This is a genomic window from uncultured Phascolarctobacterium sp. (genome assembly GCF_934190775.1).
Lineage (GTDB): Bacteria > Bacillota > Negativicutes > Acidaminococcales > Acidaminococcaceae > Phascolarctobacterium_A.
In genome coordinates, this window is the sequence record NZ_CAKPTG010000018.1 from 1 (window position 1) to 15,338 (window position 15,338).

Annotated in this window: 18 protein-coding genes; 1 reads left to right on the top strand and 17 read right to left on the bottom strand. The window is 49.7% G+C overall.

The features are described from left to right. Positions 1-121: 121 nt before the first annotated feature. From rpsO to rimP, 10 genes are all read right to left on the bottom strand, one after another. On the bottom strand, positions 122-388 hold the full coding sequence (gene rpsO / locus Q0G26_RS09315) for a 30S ribosomal protein S15 (RefSeq protein WP_210684546.1): 267 nt from the start codon (positions 386-388) through the stop codon (positions 122-124). A gap of 154 nt (positions 389-542) precedes the next feature. Then, on the bottom strand, positions 543-1,466 hold the full coding sequence (locus Q0G26_RS09320; RefSeq protein WP_293830078.1) for a bifunctional riboflavin kinase/FAD synthetase: 924 nt from the start codon (positions 1,464-1,466) through the stop codon (positions 543-545). A 2-nt stretch (positions 1,467-1,468) separates the two neighbouring features. After that, positions 1,469-2,344, bottom strand: coding sequence for a tRNA pseudouridine(55) synthase TruB (gene truB / locus Q0G26_RS09325; RefSeq protein ID WP_293830080.1), 876 nt, complete (start codon positions 2,342-2,344; stop codon positions 1,469-1,471). Between the two features lies 1 nt (position 2,345). After that, positions 2,346-3,296: a bifunctional oligoribonuclease/PAP phosphatase NrnA gene (locus Q0G26_RS09330; RefSeq protein ID WP_293830082.1), complete on the bottom strand. Its 951-nt coding sequence runs from the start codon at positions 3,294-3,296 to the stop codon at positions 2,346-2,348. Beyond that, positions 3,289-3,666, bottom strand: coding sequence for a 30S ribosome-binding factor RbfA (gene rbfA, locus Q0G26_RS09335; RefSeq protein ID WP_293830084.1), 378 nt, complete (start codon positions 3,664-3,666; stop codon positions 3,289-3,291). The genes Q0G26_RS09330 and rbfA overlap by 8 nt, the downstream gene beginning before the upstream one ends. Positions 3,667-3,780: 114 nt before the next feature. After that, on the bottom strand, positions 3,781-6,351 hold the full coding sequence (gene infB / locus Q0G26_RS09340) for a translation initiation factor IF-2 (RefSeq protein ID WP_293830086.1): 2,571 nt from the start codon (positions 6,349-6,351) through the stop codon (positions 3,781-3,783). A gap of 86 nt (positions 6,352-6,437) precedes the next feature. Beyond that, the gene (locus Q0G26_RS09345; protein ID WP_293830088.1) at positions 6,438-6,734 is read right to left on the bottom strand and encodes a ribosomal L7Ae/L30e/S12e/Gadd45 family protein; all 297 of its coding nucleotides are present in this window, start codon (positions 6,732-6,734) and stop codon (positions 6,438-6,440) included. Next, positions 6,721-6,993, bottom strand: a complete 273-nt coding sequence (locus Q0G26_RS09350) for a YlxR family protein (RefSeq protein WP_366517766.1) — start codon at positions 6,991-6,993, stop codon at positions 6,721-6,723. Before Q0G26_RS09350 ends, Q0G26_RS09345 begins: the two co-directional genes overlap by 14 nt. Next, positions 6,993-8,066, bottom strand: a complete 1,074-nt coding sequence (gene nusA, locus Q0G26_RS09355) for a transcription termination factor NusA (RefSeq protein ID WP_293830091.1) — start codon at positions 8,064-8,066, stop codon at positions 6,993-6,995. Before nusA ends, Q0G26_RS09350 begins: the two co-directional genes overlap by 1 nt. A gap of 23 nt (positions 8,067-8,089) precedes the next feature. After that, complete coding sequence (gene rimP / locus Q0G26_RS09360) at positions 8,090-8,569, bottom strand: ribosome maturation factor RimP (RefSeq protein WP_021720228.1); 480 nt, start codon at positions 8,567-8,569, stop codon at positions 8,090-8,092. 388 nt (positions 8,570-8,957) lie between these two features. On the opposite strand from rimP, the gene Q0G26_RS09365 reads away from it, so the two are divergent. Then, a complete protein-coding gene (locus tag Q0G26_RS09365; protein ID WP_293388818.1) occupies positions 8,958-10,151 on the top strand; it encodes a pyridoxal phosphate-dependent aminotransferase in 1,194 nt (397 codons plus the stop codon). A 336-nt stretch (positions 10,152-10,487) separates the two neighbouring features. On the opposite strand, the gene Q0G26_RS09370 is transcribed toward Q0G26_RS09365, so the two are convergent. From Q0G26_RS09370 to modB, 7 genes are all read right to left on the bottom strand, one after another. Beyond that, positions 10,488-11,189, bottom strand: a complete 702-nt coding sequence (locus tag Q0G26_RS09370; RefSeq protein ID WP_293830094.1) for an energy transducer TonB — start codon at positions 11,187-11,189, stop codon at positions 10,488-10,490. Continuing rightward, entirely contained in the window at positions 11,186-11,599 is a 414-nt protein-coding gene (locus Q0G26_RS09375) for a biopolymer transporter ExbD (RefSeq protein ID WP_293830096.1), read from the bottom strand. The genes Q0G26_RS09370 and Q0G26_RS09375 overlap by 4 nt, the downstream gene beginning before the upstream one ends. A 16-nt stretch (positions 11,600-11,615) precedes the next feature. After that, positions 11,616-12,242, bottom strand: a complete 627-nt coding sequence (locus Q0G26_RS09380; protein WP_009145240.1) for a MotA/TolQ/ExbB proton channel family protein — start codon at positions 12,240-12,242, stop codon at positions 11,616-11,618. A gap of 233 nt (positions 12,243-12,475) precedes the next feature. Continuing rightward, a complete protein-coding gene (locus tag Q0G26_RS09385; RefSeq protein ID WP_293830098.1) occupies positions 12,476-12,820 on the bottom strand; it encodes a LysR family transcriptional regulator in 345 nt (114 codons plus the stop codon). 1 nt (position 12,821) lies between these two features. Next, positions 12,822-13,853, bottom strand: coding sequence for a molybdopterin-binding protein (locus Q0G26_RS09390; RefSeq protein WP_293830100.1), 1,032 nt, complete (start codon positions 13,851-13,853; stop codon positions 12,822-12,824). A gap of 13 nt (positions 13,854-13,866) precedes the next feature. After that, entirely contained in the window at positions 13,867-14,658 is a 792-nt protein-coding gene (modA, locus tag Q0G26_RS09395) for a molybdate ABC transporter substrate-binding protein (RefSeq protein WP_293830102.1), read from the bottom strand. A 1-nt stretch (position 14,659) separates the two neighbouring features. Then, positions 14,660-15,334, bottom strand: a complete 675-nt coding sequence (modB, locus tag Q0G26_RS09400) for a molybdate ABC transporter permease subunit (RefSeq protein ID WP_366517767.1) — start codon at positions 15,332-15,334, stop codon at positions 14,660-14,662. Positions 15,335-15,338 lie beyond the last annotated feature (4 nt).

A 15,338-nucleotide genomic window follows, 5' to 3' on the forward strand; every position in this document is an offset into this window, starting at 1 on the left:
ATTTAAGTTGTAAAGAGTAATTTTACAGATTTCAGGGTGCTAAATTATTAAAAACCCCAAAACTTGACAAAGAACCAAAAAAAGCCCGTCCTTGCGGACGGACTTTTCAGCATAAACCGAATTATTTACGGATACCCAGTTTAGCAATGATTGCACGATAGCGCTCGATGTCTTTACCAGCCAGGTAGTTCAGCAGGCCACGACGTTTACCTACCAGTTTCAGCAGGCCACGACGGGAATGATGGTCTTTTTTGTGCTCTTTCAGATGCTCGGTCAAATATTTGATGCGTTCAGTCAGAACTGCGATTTGTACCTCAGAAGAACCGGTGTCACCTTCATGACGTGCGTTTGCCAGAATTACTGCTTGTTTAGCTTCGCTAGTTAACATTGTTTGTTTCCTCCTAAAATTTCAAATTGCCATAAGCGTAGCAGCCGTTGGAGAATCGAACTGCCAGGCCTTGGTTCAAATACTATGATAGTATACCATATCTTGCCACCAGATAGCAAGCATTTTGTAAAGTTTTTTATAAAAATAGTTTGATTTACCGTAAAGCCGCTTCGCAGTCAACCTTATCCTGCGCCAGCTGCTGCTTGAGCTGCTCAATGCCGGCAAATTTTACTTCGCCGCGAATGCGCTGCACAAACTGCACTGTGAGCTGCTGACCGTAAAGGTCACCGGTAAAATCAAAGATATTCGTTTCCAGACGCGGTTTGGCAACATCGCCAAAGGTGGGATTATAGCCTATATTCGCCATACCGTGATAGCTTGCGCCATTCACCAGTACGCGCACAGCATACACACCGCCCAGAGGCACTGCCACATGAGCAGCCTCCAGCTCAATGTTGGCCGTAGGATATCCCAGCAAACGGCCACGCTCGTTGCCATGCGCCACAGTACCGCAAATGCTGTAGCTACGCCCCAGCATTGCTGCGGCCTCTGCTACCTCGCCTTCAGCAATCAGCTGACGGATAGCGGTGCTGCTGATCACAGTTGCGCCCTCGCTTACCAGCTCGCGAACAATCAGCTCAAAGCCCATGGCCTTGGCGGAAGCAGCCAGCGTATAGACAGTTCCCTGTCCGCGGCAGCCGTAGGTGAAGTTGGAACCGACTACCAGACAGCTGTAATCAAGCTGCTGCAAGCGCTGCAAAAACTCCTGCGGCGAAAGATCCGCAACCTGCTGATTAAAGGGAATATCCACCAGCACATCCACGCCAAACTGCTGCAAAAGCTCCTGCTTTTGCGCGCCGGTGATCAGCGCCGGCGGTACCATACCCGGACGAATCCATTCAAAGGGATGATTGCTGAAGGTAAAGACTGCCAGCTTGGAGTTACATTCACGCGCCTTGTCTCTTGCGGTTTCAATTACATCAAGATGACCGCGATGCAAACCGTCAAAGGTACCCAATGCTACCACACAGGGAGCGGAAAATTTATGCAGTTGTTCTAAAGAAGTAATAATCTCCATGCTTATTCCTCTGGCATCGGGTAATGCTCTAAGATTTTTTCTGCCTGCAGACGCTCCTGCTCACAGCGGACGATACCTAAAAATTCGTCGCCAGGTCCCAGCAGTACATATCTGCCGTCAGCCGTCTGCGCCACTGTAGTGCGCACACCGTTGGTAATGCGTGCCGCCTGACGGGCATTCACCTTGAGCTTAGGCAGTTCTGCAACAGCAGTCAGCGGCTCTGCTGAACAGGCTACAGGATTTTCCGCAATTTCCTGCAGCGTGCAAGCCTTGTCGATTGTGTAGGCTCCCACCTGGGTACGCAGCAAAAAGCTCATCGTGCCGCAGGTTCCCAGCGCCGTCGCCAGGTCCTCGCCCAGAACGCGGATATAGGTGCCCTTGGAGCAAGCCACGCGCACTGTGAAGCTCGTCGCCGTATAATGCAGAAGCTCCAGCTTATAGACCTCGATGGGACGTGCGGTGCGTTCCACCTCTACGCCCTGACGTGCCAGCTGATACAGCTTTTTGCCGTTGATTTTGATTGCCGAATACATCGGCGGCAGCTGCAGTTGCTTGCCGGTAAAGCGTGCCAGCACAGCTTCCAGCTCCTCTCTGCCGAACGCAGGCACAATCATCGTTTTGACAACCTCACCGCTGTCATCGCCGGTAACAGTCTGCGCTCCCAGCGTAAATTCAGCAATATATTCCTTGCGGCCTTCCACAGCAAATTCCAGCAGACGGGTGGCACTGCCCGCAAAAACAGGAAGAACTCCTGCCGCGTCAGGGTCAAGAGTTCCCCCATGTCCGATTTTCTTTGTGTTAAGTACGCGCCGCAAAAAGCCGATAACATCATGCGATGTCATCTGTGGTGGTTTTAATACATTAAAAATTGCGTCCATATTAAACCAATTTGCCCAATGCCTCCAGCAGCTGAGTGCGAGCCTCCTCTACCGGTGCATAAATCGTACAGCCTGCTGCCCGCAGATGACCGCCGCCGCCGAAGGCTACAGCCACAGCGGATACGTCAACGCTCTTGGAGCGCATGCTCACGCGCGTTACCGCCGGCTCGACGGCCTTGAACATAATAGCTACGTCAACGCCCTCAATATAGCGCGGGTAGGACACAAAGCTGTCGGTTTGGACATCCTTGTCATATAAATCGTTGGTAATTGTGAGATAAGCAATTTTGCCATCATAAGCGAAGGTCAGCGAAGGCAGTACCTTGGCCAGCAGCTCTACCGTATCGCGGGAGCGCACGTCCAGTGCATCACTGATTTCGTTAGGCTGCACGCCGTATTCCAGCAGCTTGGCAGCATTACGCATAGTTTTCGGCGTAGTGTTGGCATAGCGGAACGAGCCGCAGTCAGTGCTGATTGCTGTGTAAAAGCAGGTGGCAATTTCCTTATCAAAGGGCCATTGCATCGCCATGAACAGATCACACATTACCTCGCCCACGGCTGCTGCCTTGGCATCCAAGTAGAGATATTCGGCAAAGCGTTCGTTGGAAATATGGTGGTCGATGTTCAGCAGCGTTTTTGCTTCCACAACCTCGGCCACCAGACCTACACGGTCAAAGGAGCTGGCATCAATAACTACCAGCAAATCCGTCTGCAGCTTGCTGCCCTCTACCGGGCGTTCACACAATTCAATACCAGGAATAAAGCCGAAGCTTTTGTTGATAACGTCATCACAGAAAACAGTAACCTGCTTGCCCTGCGCCAGCAAAAAGCGTGCCAGTCCCAAGGTGGAGCCCAGGGTATCGCCATCCGGGCTTACATGGGTGCACAGCACAATTTTTTCTGCCGCCAAAAGCATAGCGCCTGTTTCCTGCAGGCTAAGCTCCTTACTCATGCTCTACTTCCTCGGCTGCAGGCTTTTCTTCCTGCTTAATCTTATCTAAGATGCTCTGAATATGCGCACTGTATTCTGCGGAAGTATCCTTCTGCAGAATCAGAGTCGGCGCGAAGCGCAGACGAATGCGTTTGGCAATTTCCGTACGCATAAAGCCTAACGCCTTGTTCAGAGCCTTCCAGGTTTCTTCCTGTTTATCCTTGGGACCATACATGCTGATGAAAATCTTGGCATAGCTCATGTCATCTGTCAGCTCCACACCGGTTACAGTAACAAACTGAATGCGCGGATCCTTGACATCATGCAGCAGCATTTTGCTGATTTCATGCTGAATGGCCTCCTGTACTTTTTCTACTCTAAGTCTTGCCATTTTCTTTTCCTCTATATATAGATATAAGCTGACTAAAGGCAACAGGTGCAGGGAATGCGGCGGCGTATTGCTACTCCTGCCTGCATTCCTGCGCAATATGCCTTATGCGACAGACTATTCTACTGCGATTTCTTCCATGTCGTATACTTCAAAGACATCGCCCTCTTTGAGGTCGCTGAACTTCTCTAAAGTAATACCACATTCGTAGCCCTGAGCAACTTCCTTCACATCGTCCTTGAAGCGGCGCAGAGATTCGATAACGCCCTCGTGAACTACGATGCCGTCACGGACAACGCGAACCTTGGAGCTGTTGGTAACCTTGCCTTCAACTACATAGCAGCCTGCAATCTTCAGCTTGGAAATAGTAATCAGCTGACGGATTTCTACGCGGCCTTGGATAACCTCTTTGAATTTAGGAGCAAGCATACCCTTGATAGCAGCCTCAACATCGTTGATCGCGTCGTAGATAACGCGGTAGGTGCGTACATCAACCTTCTCGGTTTCGGCAGCCTTACGCGCGTTGGCGTCAGGACGAACGTTAAAGCCGATAATCAGCGCGTTAGCAGCAGATGCCAGCATAACGTCGGACTCGGTGATAGCGCCTACGCCTGCATGGACAACGGCAACCTTAACCTCATCGTTTTTGATTTTCTCCAGGGATGCCTTCAATGCTTCGATAGTGCCCTGAACGTCAGCCTTAACTACGATGTTCAGCTCTTTGATTTCGCCTTCTTTAATGCGTTGGAACAGGTCATCCAGAGAAACCTTGGAGTTCAGCTTGATTTCCTCTTCCTTCTTCTTAGCGATACGTTTTTCGGCAACGCCGCGGGCAGTCTTCTCGTCGGTGCTGTCCAGAATATCGCCGGCAGCCGGTACATCGTTCAAGCCCAGTACCTCTACAGGGGTAGAAGGCAGAGCCTTCTTAACCTTTTCGCCGCGGTCATTGATCATTGCACGAACCTTACCATAGGAGGTTCCGGCAATAATGGTATCACCGATATGCAGCGTGCCGCGTTGTACCAGGACGGTAGCAACCGGGCCACGGCCTTTGTCCAGCTGTGCCTCGATAATAGTGCCGTGAGCAGGCAGATTCGGGTTAGCCTTCAGCTCCTGCATTTCAGCAACCAGCAGAATCATTTCCAGCAGATCGCTGATGCCGGTCTTCTGATGTGCGGAAACCGGTACCATAATGGTGTCGCCGCCCCAGTCCTCAGGAATGAGCTCGTGCTCAGCCAGCTGTTGTTTAACGTGATCCGGATTTGCGCCCGGACGATCGATTTTATTGATAGCTACAATGATAGGTACCTTAGCAGCCTTAGCATGGTTGATAGCCTCGATGGTCTGCGGCATTACACCGTCATCTGCTGCTACAACCAAGATAGCAACGTCAGTTACTTGAGCGCCGCGGGCACGCATAGCAGTGAAGGCCTCATGGCCCGGGGTATCCAGGAAGACAATCTGCTTGCCCTGGTAGTTAACCTTGTAAGCACCGATATGCTGGGTAATACCGCCAGCCTCGCGGGAGGTAACGTTAGTTTTACGGATAGCATCCAGCAAAGAGGTTTTACCATGGTCAACGTGGCCCATAACGGTAATAACCGGCGGACGCGGAACTCGTTTTTCAGGCGGATCGTCAACCTCAGGAATCTCAGTCGGATCCTCCTCAGGTGCTCTTTGACCAACCTCTACACCAAAGTTGTCGCCAATAAGCTGTGCAGTATCAAAATCGATATCCTGGTTAATGGTAACCATTACGCCCAACATAAACAGAGCCTTGATTACTTCATTAACCTCACGTTTAATGAGCTTGGAAAATTCCTGTACGTTAATAGATTCGCCGATTTCTACATAGGTCGGACGAACGATTTCTATCGGAGCCTGCTGCTGTTTCGGTGCAGGCTTCTTGCCGCCGCGGTTTACCGGCATCTGATGACCAGCACTGCGGTTCGGACGGCTTTCGCGGGTAGCGTAGCTGCCCTTAATCTGCGGCTTATTATTATCCTTACGGCTCTTGCCTGCATTACGACCTCCCTGGCGGTTGTCGCGAGCGCCTTCGCTGCGGCCGCCATTGCGGCCTTCGCTACGGCCACCGCTAACCTGTGCACGGCTTTCGCCGTGTACGCTCGGGCCCTGCTGACTCTTAGGACCTACAAAGATGCCGCCCTGGCGTTGTTGGCCGTTGCGGCCACCCTGACGGTTGCCCTGACCACCCTGCTGGCCGCCACGATTTTGCGGACGACCTTCATTACGGCCACCTTGATAGTTACCCTGGCCACCTTGGCGGTTGCCCTGCTGGCCGTTACGATTTTGGGGACGACCTTCGTTGCGGCCACCCTGACGATTTTCATTACGCCCTTGTTGAGCGTTGTTGTTGCGTTGATTTTGTTGCTGATTTTGTTGCATATTCCTCTGTCCGTTATTCCTATTCATATTGTTATCGTTTCTTTTAGCTGTAGCCTGCGGATGCGCAGGAGCAGCCGGTTTGCTGACATCACGTTTTTCCGTCTTCGCCGGTTTGGGCGGTTCTGGTTTTTTATCGTAAGCTTTACGGATAACAGACATAGCCTTGTCATCAGCTGCACTAAAATTAGTTTTTTCGATATTATTTTTCTTCAAAAGGTCAATGACCTCATTTACTGGCTTGCCATAATCCTTGGCAACCTCGTATATTCTTTTATTACCCATTCATCCACCTCCAGACCAGATAAATAAGAAGCAGATTCATCTGCGTAGCTCGCGCAAGCTGTGCAGACAACTGTGATTTAACTTTATTATTTTTTCAGCAGCATATTGGCAAAGTTCGCATCAGTAATTGCCACTGCAATGCGCGGGCCCTTACCGATTGCATAACCCAGCTCATCGCGCGTCAAACGCTCGATGACCTGCACACCTGCCATCTCTGCCAGGAAAAATATTTCTTTTTTTGAATTAGGGGCAGCATCTTGTGCCAAAACAAGTACTTTAACCTTGCCGCTTTTTAAGGCAGCACGCACGGCTACGTCGCCAGAGGCGGTTTTGCCGGCCTTTTGCGCCAACCCTAAAGCAAAAGCAACATTATTGCCTGCCATGTTCAAAATCCTCCAGCAGCTGCTTGAGCACATCTTCGCCGATAGGCTTCTCCAAAGCACGCTCCAGACGTTTTTCCTTCACAGCCTTGGTAATGCATTCCTTATCGGGGCAGACATATGCACCGCGTCCGTTCTTCTTGCCGGTAAGATCAAGGCTGACCTCACCCTCAGGCGAACGTACAACACGCAGCAAAGACTTTTTATCCTTCATTTCGTTGCAGCCTAAGCATTTACGCTGCGGAACCTTTTTTACCTTCATCATGCTTCTTCCACAGGAGCAGTCTCAGCAGCAGCCTCTTCAGCAGCCTGAGTTTCGCTCTTAATATCAATCTTCCAGCCGGTCAGCTTAGCAGCCAGGCGAGCATTTTGGCCCTCCTTGCCGATAGCCAGGGACAGCTGGTAATCCGGTACGATAACGCGGCAGATTTTATCTGCTTCGTTAACAGTTGTCTTCACAACCTTTGCCGGGCTCAGAGCGTTAGCAACGTATTGTGCCGGATCTTCACTATATTTGACAATATCAATTTTCTCGCCGCGCAGCTCGTTAACAATAGTCTGCACGCGCATGCCCTTATGGCCTACGCAGGCACCTACCGGATCAACATTGCTGTCAGCAGTATATACGGAAATCTTGGAGCGCATACCAGGCTCGCGGGCTACGGATTTGATTTCAACCACGCCATCATGGATTTCCGGAACCTCCAGCTCAAACAGGCGCTTCAGCAGGCCGGGATGAGTACGGGAAACCATAATCTGCGGTCCCTTGGTGGTGCGCTTAACCTCAACAATATAGGTTTTCATACGCTCATGGTATTGGTAGATTTCACCGGGTATCTGCTCGTTGGGAGTCAGCACAGCTTCAACCTTGCCCAAATCGATATAAACATTTTTGTTTTCCATGCGTTCAATAATACCGGTTACGATATCATTAGCACGGCTTTGGAAGCGCTCATAAACCTGTCCGCGCTCTGCCTCACGGATACGCTGTACAACAAACTGCTTAGCGTTCTGGGCAGCAATACGGCCGAAGTTTTTCGGAGTAACCTCCACCTCTACGATGTCACCTGCCATATAATGCGGATTGATTTCCTGAGCATCATCCAGGGACATTTCGTTAATGCCGTCAGCCTCACCTTCAACTACAGTGCGCTGTGCATATACATGGATTTCACCAGTTTCTTTATTCATATCAACACGGACATTTTGGTTTGTACCGGTGTTCTTCTTGTAAGCAGCAACCAAAGCGTCATCAACAGCCTGGAACAAAAGCTCGGGGTCAATACCCTTTTCCTTTCCTAATTCCTGGATTGCTGAGATAAAATCTGCGTTCACTTAATAAGCCTCCTATTTTTTAATTAAAAGTCTATATGCGGTCTGATATTCGCAATCAGCCTACGTTCAATGCGGTCAGGATTTTTGAATTCCTTACCTTTAATAATCTTTTTAACCTGTACAGCTTCGTCATCATGTGCTACCAGAATGCCGGTCAGATTTTTCATTCCCTCCCACGGAGTATAGAACATAATATCAACCTTGGTGCCATAAGCAGCAACAAAGTCCTTGTCCTTCTTCAGCGGACGGTCAATGCCCGGAGAAGAAACCTCCAGAAAATATTTGTCGGGAATAGGATCCTCGGCATCCAGAATCTCCGTCAGCTTTTCACTGACCATCTGGCAATCATCAATTTCTACTCCACCAGGCTTATCGAGAAAAATCCGTAGGTACCAGTCCTTTTCACGCACATATTCTACATCTACCAGCGTAAGACCGGTATCCTGCAGAAGTGGTTCTACCATCGCGGTAATCAGTGCTTCAACTTCTTTTGCCTGCATCATTTTCACCTCCATATTAAGTTTTTCTTTCTGCATTAACCTTGCGGTTAACAGCTGCTTCCGCCGCCAGCGCGTCAGAAACATCGTAATAAGCGGAAAGAGCGGGCTTTAAACCCACTCTTTCACAAGTCATACTTATTTTGGCTATCCTTATTATAGCATCTGTTGACAAGTCTTGCAAGTAGTTGACGCTATATATAGTGATGAGATGTTAAATTTTGTACAAAAAAATGCTAAATCTTCCACTAAAAATGTATACATTGCGCTTATTCTTGCCAGCCGCAAAAATATCTGCTACAGTAATATAGTAAACAGATAGAGATTGTGGAAAAAGTGTCAGTTTTTGCAAGGGCGCTTTATCGACAAGCTTTTTATGAAAGGTGGTATTTTTATGTCCTATAATTTTGATGCTGCTGTTTCTCCCTTTATTAAAGCACTGCCTCCCTCCGGTCTGGCAAAGTTTCTTGATATTATGGCTGCTAACCCCAACATCGTGCCTCTCAGCGTCGGTGAACCTGATTTTGATATCCCGCAGGCTGTCAAGGATGCTGAAATCAACAGCATCTGCGAAGGCAAAAGCTGCTACACGCCTACGCTTGGCCTTTTGGAGCTGCGCGAAGCAATAGCAGATGATATCCATAAAAACTACGGCGTTAAATACGATCCCAAAACAGAAATCATGGTAACCGTCGGTGTCAGCGAAGCACTGTACACCACCATCACCACGATTATGCACCCAGGCGACGAAATCATTCTGCCCGAGCCCTGTTACGTTGCCAACAAGGCTTGCGTTATTCTGGCAGGCGGCAAACCTGTTTCCGTTGAAACATATCAGGAAAACGGCTTTGTACCTACTATTGAAGATTTGGAAAAGGCTGTTACTCCCAAGACTAAAGCTATTATGCTTGGCTATCCTAACAATCCGACCGGCGCTATTATGAGCAAGGAGCAGATTAAGGCTATCGGTGATTGGGCTGTAAAGCATGATCTGATTGTCATCAGCGACGAGCTTTATGCACATCTTACCTACGGTGGCAAAACACACACTATGTTTACTTCCTTCCCGGAATTCCGCGACCGCACCATCATTTTCAATGGCTTCTCCAAAGCCTACGCTATGACCGGCCTGCGTCTTGGCTATATCATGGCACCGGCAGCAATCATCAATGCTATGAACATCCTGCATCAGTACGTTGTGCTCTGCCCCAACGTTACAGCACAGTATGGTGCGATTGCGGCACTGAAATATTGCCGTCAGGACGTTGACAACATGGTTGCTGAATACAGCCGCCGCCGTCAGATTATGATTGACGGCTTCCACAAGATGGGCCTGCCGCTGTATGAGCCCGAAGGCGCCTTCTATGTTTTCCCCTGCATCAAGGAAACCGGCCTTTCCAGCATGGAATTTGTGGAAAAGCTGCTGGAAGAACAAGAGGTTCTCGTAATCCCCGGCAACATCTTCGGTGCTGGCGGTGAAGGCTACATCCGTTGCTCCTATGCTTACAGCGAAGAAATCCTGCATAAGGCGCTAGAGCGCATCGCCCTCTTCGTAACAAAATACAGAAATCTGAACAAAGCAAAATAACTGTTATGCTGATTAATTATTAGACACAGTTATCTTATTAGTATATAATATCAATTGTAGATTTGATATCTGCTTAAAAATTCTTTGTCTTGATTTCGCTATATCTCACTTTCCTTCCATGAGATATAGCACATAAGAAAAACACGGTGTTTATCAGCCGTGTTTTTTCTTTTTGAAAAAGCTTTTTGATTATTCTATTGCAGCAGCAGCGTAAGCTAAACAAAAAATCTGCATGAAAAAAACATCATCATATTCCCGCTAAAACAGTTAAAGCTGCCAGCCCCGGACTAAGCCGGAGACGGCAGCTTTTTGCATAAAAGCATCTGCGTATAATTATTATCTTAAGTTAAAGCTTACTGCGCGCGTAACGCGACAGCGTGCGTTCTGACCGTACTTATCCTTGGCAGGACTGAAACGCCATTTGTTGACCGCAGTCACAACGCTGTTATCCATAGCGCTGTTGCCGGAAGAACCGACTACCGTTACATCCTCCACACTGCCGTCAGCACCAACAAGAATACGTACTGTTACCACGCCGGTAGCACCGCTGTTGCGTGCGGACGCAGGATATACAGGCGCAATCTCACGCAGCAGACGTGGCGGCTTGACCGGCACACCGCGGCCCTCGCCACTGCCACTGCCATTACCGTTGCCGCTTCCACTACCACTGCCACTACCTGGTCCGCTGCCCGTACCTGTGCCCGTACCATTGCCTGTAGGATTACCGGCAGGAGCCTTCGGTCCGGGGGCTGCAGTTGCTTTTTTCTTAACAATCTTTTTCTGTGGCTTAGGCTTCAGCTTTTGGTCAATAATATCCTCCAGGCTTTGGATAATAGGCTCTTCCTGCTGCTCCTCTTGTTCGATTTCTTCCTCCTGAGCTTCAGCGCCGCCACCGCCGCCTTCCAGGGAAACCTCCAGAATTTCCGGAGGCGTATGCACAAAGCGGTAGCCGAAAAAGCCAAGGCCGGCGGCAAGAACAAGATGCACTGCCAGGGCTACAGCAAAACCCTTGCCAAATCGCTTCTGTTCATCCTTCATTTGCTCTCACCTGTATCCGTAGCCAGACCAAAGCGTGTGACACCTGCTCCCTTCATTTTATCCATCAGCTGGATAATAGTTTTATAGGGAGCTTCGTCCTCCGCTCTGATAATAACCGAGAAGGAGGAATCCTGCTTGCTTTCAATCGCAGCATTCTGAACCAGCATATCCATCTCGATTTTATTTTCATCAAGATAAAGGCTGCCATCCTTTTTAATCGTTACATTAAAGTTGCTCTTGCTGACATTCTCCGAATGCTTAGCAACCGGCAGGCGAATAGGAATCGTCTTGACCTCGCTCATATACATAGTGCTGACAATGAAAAATACCAGCAGCAGGAAAATCATATCAATCATAGGACTAAGCATGATTTCCGGTGACTTCATCACTCTTTTACGACGTCTGCGCATTTTTCAACACCGCCCCTCATTTGCTCTGCTCGTTAGCTTTGAAAATATCAACCAGCGTATCTGCCACCTCGTTGATATTCAGAGTTTCGGTTTTGATTTTACTTGTAAGATAAGCATGGATACACATACCCATAATGGCAATACACAGGCCGAAAACAGTAGTAATCAGCGCTTCGCCGATACCTGCGGTAACAGCCATCGGATTCTGTGTTCTCTCGTTCAAAGCGTTGAAGGAGGAAATCATGCCGGTAATCGTACCAAGCAGACCGAGCATCGGCGAAAGGCCGATAACAACGCTCAGATAGTTGATATTTTTCTCCAGGCTGTCGATAATGCGATCAGCCTTAGTATAGACAATGGTTTCCAAACGCTGGCCAAGGTCACCCTTAATATCCAGAATTTCCTTAGCCATGGCAGCAGCCTCGCCCTTGCTCTGCTCTGCCAGCTCACTAGCGCCAACCAGATTAAAGTCATTCATCATGCGGCAAAAGCTGCTCGCGAACTTTTCTCCGGAAATTGCTTTTTTATAGAAAAGATATCGTTCCACACCAATAGCAATAGCGGCAAAGGAACACATCAGCAGCGGCCACATGCAGGGACCACCCTTAACAAAATAATCAACAGCTCCGGCAAAAATACTCATACTTAAACCTTCTTTCAAAAAAATAACGCTGCAATTTTTTTGCGGCAAATCGCAAGCTCATCATCCGCCTATACACAGCGGAAGGAAGTTGGCAAAGCCTCCATATCTGATACTTGTTGCTATTTACTAGATATTTATATTATAGTCTTTTTACTAATCTGCGTCAAGAAAATACAAACTATATAAACAAAGGCAGTACAGGGAAATTTCCCCGTACTGCCCAAAGCTTTATGTTATTTGAAATACTTAGCGAAGGCCTGCGCCGCCGCCGACTGCACCTCTGCATTGAAGGCTGTAAACCGCTCGAGCAGCAGGCGTCCCTCCGGCGTCAGCACGCTGCCGCCGCCACTTTTGCCGCCTGCCGTGCTGCTGACCAGCGCAAACCCCAGGTCTGCCTCCGCACGCCGCAGAATCTTCCACGCCTTGCTGGCCGACATACCCATAGCCTTGTAGGCAGCACTCAGCGAGCCGGTGGCCTCAATGCGCTGCAAAAGCTCCGCTACGCCCTTGCCGAAATCAATGCTTTCGTTATAAACGCGCACCTTCACATGATAATGCTGCGGCTCTGCATAGGTCATTTTACCACCCCTTACCGAAGCCGCAGGCAGGATAGGTACAAACTGCGCAGTTCAGGCACAGTCCGCCCTCACCCAACGCTGCCAGCTCGTCGGCCGTAACAAGGTCACAGGCCAGCACACGCGGCAGCACCAGGTCAAAAACAGTGCGCTTAGCGTACATTACACAGCCCGGCAAGCCCAGAACAGGCACCTGCTTTTCACCGTAGTAGGACAGCAAAAACATGGCCCCAGGAAGCACCGGCGCACCATAAGACACAATGCGTGCGCCTGTGTTTTTAATTGCCAGCGGCGTGCGGTCATCCGGGTCAACGCTCATGCCGCCGGTACAGAGCACCATTTCCGCGCCTTTTTCCTCTATTGCGGTTTTAATCGCAGCGGTAATCTGCTCCGGCTTATCATCCAGCACCTGCTTATAAACTACCTCCACGTTGAACTCTGCCAGCTTTTCCTCCAGCACGGGGGTAAAGGTATCCTTAATGCGTCCATGGAAAACCTCACTGCCTGTCGCCAGCACGGCAGCCTTTTTGATTTTATACGGCAAAAGCTGCAGCAGCGGTTCATCACCGCACAGCTCACGCACACGCTGCATCTTTTCCTTTTCGATAACCAGCGGGATAATGCGTGTACCGCAGAGCTTGTCGCCCTTTTTCACCGGCGTATTGCCGTGACGCGTCGCAATCATCATCTGTCCGAAGCTGTTCACCAGGCGCAGACGCGCGCCGTCTACCTTGAACAGACCGTCGGCAGCAGCAGCCAGCTCAATCTTGCCCTCTTTCACAGGCGATTCATCCATCATAGTGTTTTTGCAGATGTCGCGCAAAATGCGTGCGGCATCATTTTCATGCAGCATGCTTTCATTAGCTTCCCACACATATAAATGCTCCTTGCCGATGGAAAGCAGCACCGGAATATCCTCCGGCTGCACTACATGTCCCTTACGGAACACGGCATCCTTGGTAACGCCCTTGATAATCTGTGTCAGGTCATGGCAGAGAACACTGCCGACCGCATCTTCAGTACGAATTAATTTCATGCTTATCTACCTCTTATTTAGCCTGCGCAAAGCCGTAGGCGGCAAAAATATTCATAGCTTCTTCTGTCTGCAGGAAAGCAGCAAAATCCTTGGCAACCTCAGCCTGCGGAGCCTTCGCCAGCACGCCGATAGGATAAATTACCGGCTTCTTTAAGGAGCCTGCCGGAGCCTCGGCCACAACAGTTACCTTATCCTTCAGGAGCGCTGCATCGGTAGCGTAAACAAGGCCTGCATCGGAACTGCCTTCGGCAACCCAGTTCAAAACCTGCGTTACGTTAGTGCCCAGGCTAACCTTAGATTGAATACCGTCCCACTGGTCCAGCTTAGTCAGTGCTTCCTTAGCATATTGGCCTGCAGGAACGCTGGCAGAATCGCCGATAGCAGGATGCTTAGCCTTGCTGAAATCATGGAAGCCCTTAATTGCACTGCCGCTTTTAGGCACAATCAGCACCAGCTTGTTTTCCAGCAGCGGCTTTACAGTGCTCTTGTCCATATAGCCCTTGTCTCTCAGCGCGTTCATCTGCTTGTTAGCCGCAGAAATAAACACGTCGGCTGCAAGACCGCTTTCAATCTGTGCCTGCAGCTTGCCGCTGGCATCATATACGCCCTCAATTTTGATTTCCGGATGCTTTTGCTGATACAACGGAATGAGCTTTTGCGTAAACACCTTTTCCATGCTGGCAGCAGCTGCCAAACGCAGTGTTTTGCCTGCCTGCGGCGCAGCAGCCTGCTTCTCACCGCCGCCGCAGCCTGCAGCCATAACAGCCAACATCAAAGAAAATACTAAGCATACGAGTTTTTTCATTTTAATCTCCCTGTTGTTGTTTAGTTTTATATAAGTAAACATTAAGACCGATAACTACCAAAAGGCAGATGCCCACAATTACAGCCACATACCAGCCTGCGGCATCCCAATCGCCTGCCGCTACGGCAGAATAAACTGCCAGCGGCAGTGTGCGTGTGCGTCCTGCGATATTACCGGCAATCATCGCCGTAGCGCCGAATTCACCCAGACCGCGGGCGAAGGCCAGCAGGCCGCCTGCGATAATGCCGGGCAGGGCATTAGGCAGATGAATGCGCCAGAAGATGCGCCATTCCGTCATGCCCAAGGAACGCGCCGCCTCCAGCATGCCCTTGTCAACCTGCGACAAAGCTCCGCGCGCACTGCGGTACATGAGCGGCAGCGAAATTACCGCTGCTGCCAGCACAGTTGCCAGCCAGCTGAAGGCTATTTTTATACCCGTCAGCTGATAAATAAGCTGGCCCAAAAAGCGGTTGTTGCCAAAGAAATATAAGAGAAAGAAGCCTGCTACCGTAGGTGGCAGCACCATCGGCAGTGTTATTACAGCGTCGGCAAAAATCTTCAGGCTTTGGCTCTGTAGCTGTTCCACCCACCAGGCAATAATCACACCGATAAAGAAAACTATGACGATTGTTGCTGCCGCAGTGTGTAATGAAATCCATAGCGGTGACCAGTCTATAGCG

Coding starts and splice junctions, on each gene's coding strand:
- rpsO (WP_210684546.1), bottom strand. CDS start 388: ATGTTAACTAGCGAAGCTAAACAAGCAGTAATTCTGGCAAACGCACGT.
- Q0G26_RS09320 (WP_293830078.1), bottom strand. CDS start 1,466: ATGGAGATTATTACTTCTTTAGAACAACTGCATAAATTTTCCGCTCCC.
- truB (WP_293830080.1), bottom strand. CDS start 2,344: ATGGACGCAATTTTTAATGTATTAAAACCACCACAGATGACATCGCAT.
- Q0G26_RS09330 (WP_293830082.1), bottom strand. CDS start 3,296: ATGAGTAAGGAGCTTAGCCTGCAGGAAACAGGCGCTATGCTTTTGGCG.
- rbfA (WP_293830084.1), bottom strand. CDS start 3,666: ATGGCAAGACTTAGAGTAGAAAAAGTACAGGAGGCCATTCAGCATGAA.
- infB (WP_293830086.1), bottom strand. CDS start 6,351: ATGGGTAATAAAAGAATATACGAGGTTGCCAAGGATTATGGCAAGCCA.
- Q0G26_RS09345 (WP_293830088.1), bottom strand. CDS start 6,734: ATGGCAGGCAATAATGTTGCTTTTGCTTTAGGGTTGGCGCAAAAGGCC.
- Q0G26_RS09350 (WP_366517766.1), bottom strand. CDS start 6,993: ATGAAGGTAAAAAAGGTTCCGCAGCGTAAATGCTTAGGCTGCAACGAA.
- rimP (WP_021720228.1), bottom strand. CDS start 8,569: ATGATGCAGGCAAAAGAAGTTGAAGCACTGATTACCGCGATGGTAGAA.
- Q0G26_RS09365 (WP_293388818.1), top strand. CDS start 8,958: ATGTCCTATAATTTTGATGCTGCTGTTTCTCCCTTTATTAAAGCACTG.
- Q0G26_RS09370 (WP_293830094.1), bottom strand. CDS start 11,189: ATGAAGGATGAACAGAAGCGATTTGGCAAGGGTTTTGCTGTAGCCCTG.
- Q0G26_RS09375 (WP_293830096.1), bottom strand. CDS start 11,599: ATGCGCAGACGTCGTAAAAGAGTGATGAAGTCACCGGAAATCATGCTT.
- Q0G26_RS09380 (WP_009145240.1), bottom strand. CDS start 12,242: ATGAGTATTTTTGCCGGAGCTGTTGATTATTTTGTTAAGGGTGGTCCC.
- Q0G26_RS09385 (WP_293830098.1), bottom strand. CDS start 12,820: ATGACCTATGCAGAGCCGCAGCATTATCATGTGAAGGTGCGCGTTTAT.
- Q0G26_RS09390 (WP_293830100.1), bottom strand. CDS start 13,853: ATGAAATTAATTCGTACTGAAGATGCGGTCGGCAGTGTTCTCTGCCAT.
- modA (WP_293830102.1), bottom strand. CDS start 14,658: ATGAAAAAACTCGTATGCTTAGTATTTTCTTTGATGTTGGCTGTTATG.